This window comes from Thiocapsa sp. (assembly GCF_011390875.1).
In the GTDB taxonomy this organism is placed as follows: Bacteria; Pseudomonadota; Gammaproteobacteria; order Chromatiales; family Chromatiaceae; genus Thiocapsa.
Genome location: NZ_JAABRP010000166.1, coordinates 1 through 11,825 on the forward strand (window position 1 = coordinate 1; position 11,825 = coordinate 11,825).

The window sequence follows — 11,825 nt, forward strand, 5'->3', positions numbered from 1 at the left end:
CGCAGTTGTTCCAGGCGGATCGTATGCCGGCGCGCGTCCGGGAAGGCGACATAGTAGCCGCCCGAGCGGCTGAACTCGGCGTAGAGCGTGATGAATGCCTCGACGGCATGCTCGATCACTGTTCTGTGCTCCCTGAACGCGAAAAGGGGGCGATTATAGGCGGGTCCGTGGAAAACCGCCCGTCGCCTCATCGTCTTGATCGTCATTCCGGCCAAAATCGGCCGAGGGTTCGCTGTGCGGACCGACGCTGACCTAAAGCGAAATCGTTCCGTTCGCCGGCGAACGGAGCTTGCGAAGTGACGGACCGCTGTTGGATCGCGCGGGTCCTCTACGGTGACGAGCATGTTGGACCCGCTGGCCGAGTGATGGACATACGCCAAGCAAGGTATTCGCGACAAACTCATTGACCACCGGCACGACATCGCCGAGCATGGGGAGGATCTGCCTCAGGGGGGATTGGAAATGGGTGCAATAGAGCCACCAGCAACCGGCGGCCAGCGCCGGGAGTACGGTCGTAAAGGGATGCAGGCATTCAGTCTGTGTTGCGTTCTGTTGATTGTCGGTTGTGGCCCGCGCCTGGCCACGAAGGCGGACGATGCCGCTGCGCTACCCAACCCGATGCTCAATGCAAGCTATGCGCAAGAGGCGGAGGTTCCGTTCGTGATGGAACCAAAAACGGCCAGGCCATTGAGCGCCGGGCGGGCCGACTTTGGGTCGGAGACCGCATCGCGCAGGACACGGGAGACGGCGGATTGGGTTGTCGCTTCAAGAGACAATCTCAATATGCCGTTCGCGATTGTCGATAAGGTCAACGCCAAGGTCTATGTCTTTAGCGTGGACGGACAGCTCAAGGGCGCGGCCCCCGTGCTGCTGGGTATGGGGATAGGTGATGACGTCGCGCCCGGCATCAGTGACATGCGGATGTCACGGATCCCCCCCGCGGATCGTACAACGCCCGCGGGGCGCTTCATGACCGCAATGGGGCGGAATTCCCATGGCAAGGAAATCCTCTGGCTGGACTACGAAAACGCCATCTCCATGCACCCGGTCGTGACGAGCATACCCGAGCAGCGCCGACCGCAACGCCTGGCCAGTCCATCACCGCTCGATAACCGTATTTCCTATGGTTGCATCAATGTTCCACCGGAATTCTTCACGGACGTGATACATCGCCTGTTTGCCGGGACGGTCGGCATTGTTTATGTCATGCCGGAAACGAAACCGCGCTCGGCGTTGTAAGTGGTGTTTTGGGATTGGAACAACCGCGGCAGCCTCGTCGGGGCAGGCCCGGTTTAGGCGGGTTTGATCATCATCGTAAGGAAGACTCCGTTGGCCTCAAGCTGCCCGGCGGCGGCGTGTCGCATAGCTCGTCGATGGAGTGCGGGGTCGCATTCAGACGTTCGAAAGGCGTTTTCCATGCCTGTTTCTCGTCGATCCAGCTCGCCAAGGGCATGACCATCGGCAGATGACCGTTCGGGCGATACCAGGAGTCGACGCTCCAGGGAAGCCCGCTCTCCGTATCGATAATGACGGCCGTCCAGTGCACCGCAGTGATATCGAAAGGGATACGCACTTTGGGCGACGAGACCGACCAACCGGCGAGTTCCCCAATATCGCGGAGAACATGCAGATAGTTCGTGGTGTTGCTGGCGTTGTCGATGCAATCCATCCGCCCTTCAACTTCCGCTTCAAAAATGTTGATGGCAAGGTCGTTGGCCAACAACGGCTGATATTTTTGTGCCAGCAATTCCATTTGCCAGATGCCGATACGCACATGCTGTAGCCGATCGTGAAGACTCGTGCCCGGGCAAGCCGCCAGATGCCTTTTGAGAAGAGCCATATCGTCGGAAGTGAAGGTCATGGTCTGTCTGCGCGCACAGGACCAGTTAAAGCAAATCCGCAGCACGACGGCCCCGTCCGGGCCGATCACGTACTCCGGTGGAAGCGGCCTCGACACCGACGATCCCTGAGCGTGATCAAAAAACAGCGACGATGCCGCGGACCCGACGAAACTCGTATGGCTGACGAGTATGGCGAGGAAACCGATCACCGCAGGCCGGAACGATATCGATGTCACGACAACACTTCACAAAGGCTTGTGCCGACGTGAAATTGACGGGCTTCCTGCGTCACCCTGGATGCCACTCTCGAGCTTCGCTGTCGACTTGGACGTTTCAATGTCGTCGTCGACAGCGAATATGGTAGCAACCGGCAAGTGATCAGTTGCGATCTGGTTTTGGCTCATACATCGGTGCGGCGGCGGCCGGGGCTGGCTCATACTTCGAGGCCGTGCTGCACGCCGCAAGCAGCAGCACGAAAGCCATGGTGATAAGAAGGGCGCTTACCGAGATGTTGTTCATTTGTCGTCACCTGATTGAGCGTTTCTCTGGAAAAACGCGCGACTGAAGATACGACGGCGATGTCGATGTCTGACTGCCGGCGTCACCCACGATCACCCGGACAGATCCGTCTGCCCGTACACGAACGACCCGGCATCCAATCTCGGTGCCATGATCTCAGCATCACCTTGACGAAGCCGTGCGTCCGTGCGTTAGCGTACATTGGAAGCCCCGTCGACGCATAGGCCTTGTTCGTCATTTCGGCCGGAATCGGTCGAGTGTCCGGTGTGCGGAGCGATGTCGACCAAACGCGTACTCGCTCTGTTCGCTAGCGTACGGAATATGCGCAGACTTCAGCCTAACCTGGCAACGGGACACGCTAATGACAGGTCGGCACGACAGTCATAGACGTCGAGCAGACTTGACGTTCCATCCACCCGTTCCAGAACGACTGAGGGTATGTACGTGAACAATCTACAACACACGATGAAACACCTCCTTCTTGTCGCGGCTGCCGCATTTTCTCTGACTTCTTTCGGCGGCCAGGTGTTGGCTGCAACGGCGGAAGACCTGAATAAAGATGCAGCCGAGGCCTTACAGCTCTTGTATCGGACCAATCCGGATGCCGCCGCGATCGGCAAGACGGCAAAGGCGATTCTGGTGTTCCCGAATGTCGTCAAGGCCGGACTCGTCTTCGGCGGAAGTTATGGCGAGGGTGTCCTGATGAAGGGCTCCGAGGTTGCCGGCTACTACAATTCCGTATCCGCGTCATGGGGCTGGCAGGCCGGCGCCCAGTCCTACAGCTACGTCGTCTTTCTCATGAATGACAAGGTTTTGAGTTATCTCGACACGTCGGAAGGATGGGAAATCGGGGTCGGGCCGACCGTGGTCGCGGTGGATGCAGGCGCGGCTAAGAATCTGTCATCGACGACATTAAAGGACGATGCCTACGCCTTCATTTTCGATCAGCAGGGGCTGATGGCCAGCCTCAGCATCGAAGGGACGAAAATTTCGCCCATCAAACGTTGAATGGATGTCGCGCGGGTCTTGCCCGTGCGGCGATGATGCCCCCGCCGGCACGGACTCCAAGCGGTGGGCAATGCTTCGACGGCCGTCAACCAAGCGCCGTTGCCTCATGCTTATTGCCTCCGCACCCCTATGTTCTACAACGCGCAGATCGGCGGACGTTAATGGTGTTTAGTCTCGATTCCCGGAAGCGCAATTTCCGACATCCGCTCGCCACGACCTCGATGGGCCGCTGCATAGCCAGGCGGCATCACCCATGTAACGTCCCTCCAGGAGTCAGTGTATGACCACGCCGATCCAGACCCTCGACCCCGAACAGCTGCGCAAGCTCGACGCCTGGTGGCGCGCGGCGAACTATCTCTCGGTCGGACAGATCTATCTCTACGACAATCCGCTGTTGAAAGAGCCGCTTGCGCTGGCGCACATCAAACCGCGCCTGCTCGGCCACTGGGGCACGACGCCCGGACTGAGCTTCATCTACGCGCATCTCAACCGCGTCATCAAGGACAACGATCTCAGCCTCATCTATGTCGCCGGGCCGGGGCACGGCGGACCCGCGATGGTGGCGAACGCCTATCTGGAAGGGACCTATAGCGAGGTCTATCCGAACATCTCGCGGGACGAGGAGGGGATGAGGCGGCTGTTCAAGCAGTTCTCCTTTCCCGGCGGCATTCCCAGTCATGTTGCGCCGGAGACGCCGGGGTCGATCAACGAGGGCGGCGAGCTGGGCTATTCGCTCTCGCATGCCTATGGCGCGGCCTTCGACAATCCCGATCTGATCGTGGCCTGCGTGGTCGGCGATGGCGAGGCGGAGACCGGCCCGCTCGCCACGAGCTGGCACTCCAACAAGTTCCTCAACCCGATCCATGACGGGGCCGTGCTGCCCATCCTGCACCTGAACGGCTACAAGATCGCCGGTCCCACGGTGCTGGCACGCATCCCGCGCGACGAGCTGGAGGCGCTGTTCTACGGCTATGGTTACGCGCCCTACATCGTCGAGGGCGACGATCCCATGACGATGCACCAGCTCATGGCCGCCACGCTCGACACCGTGGTCGCCGAGATCCAGCGCATCCAGAACGACGCCCGCGCCTTCGGATTCGAGACCCGTCCGCGCTGGCCCATGATCATCCTGCGCTCGCCCAAGGGCTGGACCGGCCCGAAGAGCGTGGACGGCAAGGCGACCGAAGGCACCTTTCGCTCCCATCAGGTGCCGATGGCCGACATGACGCACCCGGGGCATCTGGAGATCCTGGAAGACTGGCTGAAGAGCTATCGCCCGGAGGAGTTGTTCGACGCCACCGGCAGGCTCAACGCCGAGCTGGCGGCCCTAGCCCCTCGTGGGGAGCGGCGCATGAGCGCCAATCCGCACGCCAACGGCGGGCTGCTGCTGCGCGATCTGCGGATGCCGGATTTCCGAGAGCATGCGGTGGACGTGCCTCGGCCGGGTGGCGTAGACGCCGAGGCGACCCGCGTCCAAGGTCGCTTCATCCGCGAAGTGGTGCGGCTCAATCCCGAGACCTTTCGTGTCTTCAGCCCGGATGAGACGGCCTCCAACCGCTGGGACGCGGTGTTCGAGGTGACGGATCGCTGCTCGGTCGCGCAGGTCATCCCCGGTGACGAGCATGTCGGACCCGATGGCCGCGTCATGGAGATGCTGAGCGAGCATCAGTGCGAGGGCTGGCTCGAAGGCTACCTGCTCACCGGCCGTCACGGCTTCTTCTCCTGCTACGAAGCCTTCATCCATATCATCGACTCCATGTTCAACCAGCACGCCAAGTGGCTCAAGGTGTGCAATCACATTCCGTGGCGCCGCCCCATCGCCTCGCTGAACTATCTGCTGTCCTCCCATGTCTGGCGTCAGGATCACAACGGTTTCAGCCATCAGGATCCCGGCTTCATCGACCACGTCATCAACAAGAAGGCGGAGGTCATCCGGGTCTATCTCCCGCCGGATGCCAACACCCTGCTCTCGGTGACCGATCACTGTCTGCGCAGCCGCAACTATGTGAATGTCATCGTGGCCGGGAAGCAGCCCACGCCCCAATGGCTGGACATGGATGCAGCCATCAAGCACTGCACCGCCGGCATCAGCATCTGGCCCTGGGCGAGCAACGACCGGGACGGCGAGCCGGAGGTCGTGATGGCGTGCGCCGGTGACGTGCCGACACTGGAAACCCTGGCGGCGGTTACCCTGCTGCGCACGCATTTTCCCGACTTGAAGGTCCGGGTGATCAATGTGGTCGACCTTATGAAGCTCCAGCCGCCCGGCGAACACCCGCACGGACTGAGTGACCGGGATTTCGACCTGCTCTTCACCACCGACAAACCCATCATCTTCGCCTATCACGGCTATCCCTGGCTGATTCACCGACTCACCTATCGCCGCGCCAATCATCACAACCTGCATGTGCGCGGATACAAGGAAGAGGGAACTACCTCGACACCCTTCGATACGGTGGTGAAGAACGCGCTGGACCGCTTCGATTTGGTCGCCGACGTCATCGATCGCGTGCCACGGCTCGGCCCCAAGGCCGCCTACGCCAAGCAGGCGATTCGCAATAAGCTCATCGAGCACAAGCAATACATCGCCGAGCACGGGGAGGATCTGCCGGAGATCCGGGATTGGAAATGGGTCGACCAAATCCCAAGTTGACGATTCGGAGCGGAAGAGTTCTGCACAATCGCCCCATGGCCGATTTGGTCTAAGACCGCGTGGCGCAGAGCGCCACGGGGAACTCGTGACACCGCAGAGCGGGTGTCACCAGCGCCCTAATATTGGGTTGACCTGTGCAATGAGAAAGGCAACGCGACACGTCCCTGTCACATGCTCTTCTGAACCTCTTTGGCCGTGTCACTCACCGCCTCGCCGCCACGTTCGATATCCTGGCCTGCTCCGTCGATTGTATTGCACCCGATCAACAGACCAAGCGACAACAGCATCACTAGACCAATGAGTTTTTTCATCATAATCACCTGACCTAAAAGCCCTGAAAAATCCGAGTATCGGCGACAATAGATACTCGGCGCCGAATGGGTCAAGAAGGCGCCTGTTCGGACGGTGGCATGGTGCCGACGCCAGGACCCGGTTCGTGAGCGATCTGCGCGGCAATGTCGCGCTGCATTTGCATGACCTCCTTCCGGAGAGCTTGGTTGGCCTCGTGCATGTCGATCAATGACGGGCGAAGCACCGAGGCCAAACGCGGATCACGAGCGACGGCGGTGCGCAACCGTACCAAAGCGATCGCGCTGCTTTGATATTCTTGAAAGACACCCAGCAGGATAAATAGACGCCCCGTCAGGGCATTTTCCAGGTGAACACCGGTTCTGCTGCCGGCAGCATGCCGGCCGGCTTGCTCGATACCTCGCATCATGGCTCGGTCTCTCTCATCGGGACTCTAAGGGTATTTCCGCTTCCATGGTCCTCGCCGGTGCCCTCCCTCCGAGGAGAGCACAACTGCCAAGATTTTCGCTAACCCTCGATCAAGAGCCGACGAAGATCGATGATTGCAGCATTGGCGCGCGAGATGTAGGAGGCCATCACCAAGGAATGGTTGCTCATGGGTCCGAATCCGGTGCCGTTGAGGATCATCGGACTCCAGATCACGTTCTGCGTATTTTCCAACTCACGCACGATCTGTTTCAGGGAAACAAGAGCGTTTTTATCTTCGAGCACCGAGGTGAAGTCCTTCTCCATGGCGGTCAGGGTTCGGAGCAGCGCCCAGGTATAGCCGCGTGCCTCGAAGAACACATCGTCGATCTCGAGCCAGGGTGTCTTGTTCCAGGTTTGTCCGACGGCGGGCGATGCCTTCGTGGCGCTCGCGTCACCCGCCAAGGCCGTATCGAGCGGGGCTTGACCGACCGCGTAGGACAGCCGCTGCGATAGACTTCCCAGCCGCTTGGCAACGACCTGCAGATAGGCGGCCAGATTGTCGGCGCGGGCGAAGAATTGACCATCGCCTTTTTTATCGTCGGCGAGTCGCGCAATATAGCGCTGCAGAGCCGCGACTCCGTCGCGATACTCCGCCTCGGAGGACGGGAAGATCCAAGATTGAGAATCGTAGTTGAACTTCGGCTCCGCGATCTGAAGATCCACGTCTTCCACCGATTGCGTCTGCGCCCGACTGAAGTCATTGCGCAGGGCACGCGATAAATCGCGAAGCTCGGTCAGGGCGCCGAATTCCCAATTCGGAATGTTGTCCAGGAAGATCCCCGGAGGCGCAATATCGTTCGTCAGATAGCCGCCGGGTTTATTCAAGATGGTCTCGGCAATCGCGATAGCCGCTGCGGTGGTCATGGTTCCGGGCACCAGTTTGGTGGAATCCTGTTCGACCAGCTGCATTGCGTATTCATTGATATCAATCGATCCGGGCGAACGTGACCACACGACACCCAAGATGACCATGACGACTAAGTAGGTCACCAGAAATAGGCCCGCCGTCCACCAGAGTCCTTTCTCTCTCCAGGTGCTCGGATGATAGTACTTGGCGACCTTTACGACCCGATTCTTCAGTTGCGGTGATCTCTTTTTGACTTCGGCGTCCATCTGCGTCTCCTCTCGTGGGTGTCGGAGCCCCTCGGAAGCACGGGGCTTTCCGAGGAGCGGTTCGGTCCTTCAGATGATCAGATGGAGTCGCAACGTTACTCGGCGGCCTTGACCACCAGCTCATTCTTCACCGATGCGACGTTCTCGACTCCGCGGGCGATTGCTTCGCTTCTGTCGATACTCGCCTGCGAGTCGACTTCACCGCTGAGCGTGACCACGCCGTCGGTCGTCGTGACGCTGATCTGAAACACCTTCAGCGCAGGATCAGCCAGGAAGTCAGCCTTGATCTTGGCGGTGATCGCCGCGTCGTCGATATAGGCACCTGCCTCCTCCGCCGTCTCGGAAGCCGCCTCCTTGGCCTCCTCCATCTTGTCACCGGCCTTTTCGGCCGTTCGATCGACCGATTGCCCGGCCCTCTCGGCCGGACCCTCTTGCTCGCAGCCGACCGATCCCAGTGCAAAGCCCAGGAGTAAAGACGACATCAGAATAGCTTTATAGGATACATTCATCACAGCATGTGCCTCTCTCAATGGTGATAGGGGACAGATCCGTCGGGCGGCTCAGCTTGCGGCGAATCGACCGACGGCATCTGAGATCAGAGTCGACCCAACAACAGTAGGATCAGCAGAATGACGAGGATCGCACCGATCACGCCCGAGGGGGCGTAACCCCACGACCGACTATGTGACCAGGTCGGGATGACACCGATCAGGATTAGGACTAGAACGACGATGAGAATCGTGCCGAGTGACATGTGCTTGCTCCTCTAGGGCGAGCGGCGGACCCCGCACGCTGCTCGGTTGCAGTTTCGTGCGGGGCCGAACGCTCAAGTATGAGATTCGACTCACTCGTCGAGCTTGTTGGTCTTCTCCCACTCCTTGACCTGTTCTTCGGCTTCTTCCTGCGCAATGCCGTATTTCTCCTGGATGTGCCCGACCAGAACGTCACGTTTTCCGGCGATGCGGTCAAGCTCGTCGTCCGTCATGTCGCCCCATTTCTCCTTGACCTTGCCGGTGAATTGTTTCCAGTTGCCTTGGACTTGATTCCAGTTCATGTAAATCACCTTTTGTGTTGATATGGCTGAGTCGATTCGTGGTTCCTGATCCTGCAGGACCACGAGGACCAGGCAGCCCGCACATCGCATCCTGGAGGCGGATCGGTCTGCCGTGTGCTCCATCATCTTCAGTATAGCTGTTCGGGACGTCTTTGCTGCGTTTAATACCTTCGGTTCGCGAAAAGAGTGCTGCTCAGTCGGGTGTTGCGCGAGCTGTGAAATCATTCCGCGCCGAGATGGATTAACTTATTGATATGGCCTAATGAAAAAGCAAGAAAAAGGCCAAGATAACGATACGCAACGGGCAGTCGTCGGCGTGGGCGCGGCGTCCTTTTTTCATCACGCGCGGCGAGATAGCGGAATTCAAACAAGCGTGTGAGCGAGTGTTCTCGACACGGACCATGAGCGGAACTCGCCGAATCGCTCATCATGGCGGTGAACCGAGCGAAGGGGTCGGGTTGCTTCCGGGAGCGGGCGGCCGGCGCCGGTACCAGGCGGCCAGCTCGTCCCCCGTCATGGGTTTGCCCAGGTGGAACCCCTGTGCCCGATCGCAGCCGAGGTCGCGCACGGCGCGGAGCTCCGACTCGGTTTCGACGCCGATCGCGGTGACCTTGATCTGCAGGGCGCGGCCGAGACGCACGATGGTTTCGACGATGGCCGGTGCTCGTGCGCCGCCGTCCAAGCCCCGCACCAGGGTCCTGTTGATCTCCAGAGCGTCCAACGGCAGGTCTTCGATGTGGCCGAGGCACGAGGACCCGAGGCCGAAGTCGTCCAGGGCCACCCGCACCCCGAGCGCATGCAGCTTGTCCAGGAGACGGCGCGATGCGGAGGTGTCCTGCAGCAATGTGGCCTCGCCCAGTGCCAGCGACACCAGGGCCGGGTCGACGCCGCCGTTCCGAAGCGCGTCCGTGATGCGCTGCAGGAACGACTGATGGCGGAACTGGCGCGCCGAGACGTTCACCGTGACGGCGATCGGCGGCAATCCCTCGGTCTGCCAAACGCGGTGCTGGCGCAAGACCTCTTGGAGCACCCAGGCACCGAGGTCGTGAATGAGTCCGGTCGATTCGGCGATCGGAAGGAACACCAGGGGTACGATCTCGCTGCCGTCGGCTTGCGGCCACCGCAGCAGCGCTTCGACCCCGATGACGGCGCCGCTGCGCAGATCGATCGCCGGTTGGTAGAGGAGTCGAAACCCGTTATGCGACACCGCCTCGCGCAGGCCGGCCTTGAGGGCCACGACGGCTTCCGACTGGCGCTCGAGCGCGGCCGTGACGAACTGAAACTGCCCCGGACTGACCTGCTTGGCGTGGTACATGGCCAAATCCGCGCACTTGATCAGGCCCTCGACGGTCGTGGCGTCGTCCGGATAGAGGCTGATCCCGATGCTTGGCAGAGAGGTCAACTCCTGCTCCCCGACCGGGTAAGGGCGCGCGAGCGACGCGATGGCCGTGCCGGCGGCGCTCGCGGCGTCGTCTTCGTTCAGAATGTTGGCCAGGACGATCACGAACTCGTCGCCGCCGAGTCGGGCCACCAGGTCGTCGGCGCGGAAGGACTCCCTCAGCCGTTGCGCGGTCTGCCGCAGCACCTCGTCGCCGGCGGCGTGTCCGTAGTTGTCGTTGATGGCCTTGAACCCGTCCAAGTCCACGAACAAGACCGCCAAGCGTCGACCCGCGCGCCCGGCACCGGCAAGCATCTGCGCGGCCAACGGGTGGAGCAAGCTCCGGCCGGGCAACCCGGTCAAGGGGTCGTGCTGCACCAGGTGCAATGCACGCGCTTCGAGCTCCTTGCGTTGGGTAACGTCTCGGTGAACGATCAGGACTCGCTCGAGCCGGCCCAGGTCATCCGTGATCGGCTCCAGATAGGCCGCGAACCAGAGGTCGTCTCCGTTCTCGCTGCGTTGGCGGTAATGGATTTCACGAGACGCCTCGCGATCGGTGGCGAAATGCGTCAAGGCGGCACGCACAGGCTCGCGATCCTCGGGATGCAGCCGGGCCAGCCAAGCGTCCAAGCTTTGCGGCGACGCGGCGTTCCGCGCATCGCTTGTCGGGGTGTGCTCGGGCGGCAGGACGATGGCGTCGGTGCGCGGATGCCACTCCAGGAAGCTGATCTCGGCGATCCCGGCCACCCGATGCAACCGTGCTTGGACGTCGAGCAGCCGCTGCTCGCCCGCTTTGCTCTCCGTGATGTCGCTCAGGGTGGCCCGCCAGTGGCCGGTGTCTGTCCGATGCGGCTCGAGACAGCCGTCGAGACGGACCCAGCGCGCGACGCCCTGCGTCGTGCGCAGCCGCAGCTCGCAGGTCTGGGGCTCGCGCATGGTCCGGAGCCGATGCCGGCACCGGTAGAGGATGTCTTGATCCTCCGGCAGGATGAAGCGGGTGATTGGACGGCCGACCAGGGCGACACGCGGGGTCTCGAGCAGGGCGGAGGCGGCGAGGTTGGCCTCCCGGATCATGCCCTCGTCGGTCAGTGTCACATAGCCGATCGGGGCCAAATCGTAGAGATCGAAGTAGCGTGACCGGGCGGTCTCCAGCGCCTCCTGAGTGCGCAGCAGCTCGTCGTTCTGCAGCTCGAGCTCGATCTGATGCACGCGCAGCTCGTGGATCAGGCGTTCGGCCTCCTCGGGCGCGAGCGCGCCGGGCGCCGGGACGTGGGACGTCGATAGGCGCCCCTCGGCCTGTCGACGCAGGCGCGCCGAGGTCTCCTCGGGGAGGGGCGCCTGCGGCGAGATACCCGTATCGTCCGTAGCGCCGGGGTCCTTCCTGTCTACGGAATCATGGGGGTCTGTCATGTTCGATCCTCGGCCGTCGGGGGCAATGCGTTCGGGTGAGTGTCCGCAGCGCGGTGAGCGCCGCCGGCCGTG

The 11,825-nt window shown here is 61.3% G+C and carries 12 protein-coding genes; 3 read left to right on the top strand and 9 right to left on the bottom strand.

Annotated features, from left to right (window positions below):
- The first annotated feature begins 522 nt into the window (after window positions 1-522).
- On the top strand, window positions 523-1,239 hold the full coding sequence (locus GPT33_RS13455) for a L,D-transpeptidase (protein ID WP_296809753.1): 717 nt from the start codon (window positions 523-525) through the stop codon (window positions 1,237-1,239).
- Between the two features lie 70 nt (window positions 1,240-1,309).
- On the opposite strand, the gene GPT33_RS13460 is transcribed toward GPT33_RS13455, so the two are convergent.
- The gene (locus tag GPT33_RS13460) at window positions 1,310-2,050 is read right to left on the bottom strand and encodes a hypothetical protein (RefSeq protein ID WP_296809754.1); all 741 of its coding nucleotides are present in this window, start codon (window positions 2,048-2,050) and stop codon (window positions 1,310-1,312) included.
- A gap of 169 nt (window positions 2,051-2,219) precedes the next feature.
- Complete coding sequence (locus GPT33_RS13465; protein ID WP_296809756.1) at window positions 2,220-2,360, bottom strand: hypothetical protein; 141 nt, start codon at window positions 2,358-2,360, stop codon at window positions 2,220-2,222.
- 444 nt (window positions 2,361-2,804) lie between these two features.
- Here GPT33_RS13465 and GPT33_RS13470 point away from each other — a divergent pair, with 444 nt between their 5' ends.
- Window positions 2,805-3,368 carry a lipid-binding SYLF domain-containing protein gene (locus GPT33_RS13470; protein ID WP_296809757.1) on the top strand — a complete coding sequence of 188 codons (564 nt, stop codon included), beginning with the start codon at window positions 2,805-2,807 and terminating at the stop codon, window positions 3,366-3,368.
- A gap of 280 nt (window positions 3,369-3,648) precedes the next feature.
- Window positions 3,649-6,021, top strand: coding sequence for a phosphoketolase family protein (locus GPT33_RS13475; protein WP_296809758.1), 2,373 nt, complete (start codon window positions 3,649-3,651; stop codon window positions 6,019-6,021).
- Between the two features lie 167 nt (window positions 6,022-6,188).
- Here GPT33_RS13475 and GPT33_RS13480 read toward each other — a convergent pair whose 3' ends face one another.
- The 7 genes from GPT33_RS13480 to GPT33_RS13510 all read right to left on the bottom strand — a co-directional run bounded on the left by GPT33_RS13480 (window position 6,189) and on the right by GPT33_RS13510 (window position 11,753).
- Entirely contained in the window at window positions 6,189-6,332 is a 144-nt protein-coding gene (locus tag GPT33_RS13480; RefSeq protein WP_296809760.1) for an entericidin A/B family lipoprotein, read from the bottom strand.
- A 71-nt stretch (window positions 6,333-6,403) separates the two neighbouring features.
- Window positions 6,404-6,739 (bottom strand): hypothetical protein, encoded by a 336-nt coding sequence (locus GPT33_RS13485; RefSeq protein WP_296809761.1) that lies wholly within the window; start codon window positions 6,737-6,739, stop codon window positions 6,404-6,406.
- A gap of 98 nt (window positions 6,740-6,837) precedes the next feature.
- Window positions 6,838-7,911 (bottom strand): DUF2333 family protein, encoded by a 1,074-nt coding sequence (locus GPT33_RS13490; protein WP_296809762.1) that lies wholly within the window; start codon window positions 7,909-7,911, stop codon window positions 6,838-6,840.
- 95 nt (window positions 7,912-8,006) lie between these two features.
- Window positions 8,007-8,279: a BON domain-containing protein gene (locus GPT33_RS13495; RefSeq protein WP_296809764.1), complete on the bottom strand. Its 273-nt coding sequence runs from the start codon at window positions 8,277-8,279 to the stop codon at window positions 8,007-8,009.
- Window positions 8,280-8,506: 227 nt separating this feature from the next.
- Window positions 8,507-8,665: a DUF3309 family protein gene (locus GPT33_RS13500; protein WP_296809765.1), complete on the bottom strand. Its 159-nt coding sequence runs from the start codon at window positions 8,663-8,665 to the stop codon at window positions 8,507-8,509.
- 90 nt (window positions 8,666-8,755) lie between these two features.
- Window positions 8,756-8,965, bottom strand: coding sequence for a CsbD family protein (locus GPT33_RS13505; RefSeq protein WP_296809767.1), 210 nt, complete (start codon window positions 8,963-8,965; stop codon window positions 8,756-8,758).
- Window positions 8,966-9,392: 427 nt separating this feature from the next.
- On the bottom strand, window positions 9,393-11,753 hold the full coding sequence (locus GPT33_RS13510; RefSeq protein WP_296809769.1) for an EAL domain-containing protein: 2,361 nt from the start codon (window positions 11,751-11,753) through the stop codon (window positions 9,393-9,395).
- Window positions 11,754-11,825: the final 72 nt, after the last annotated feature.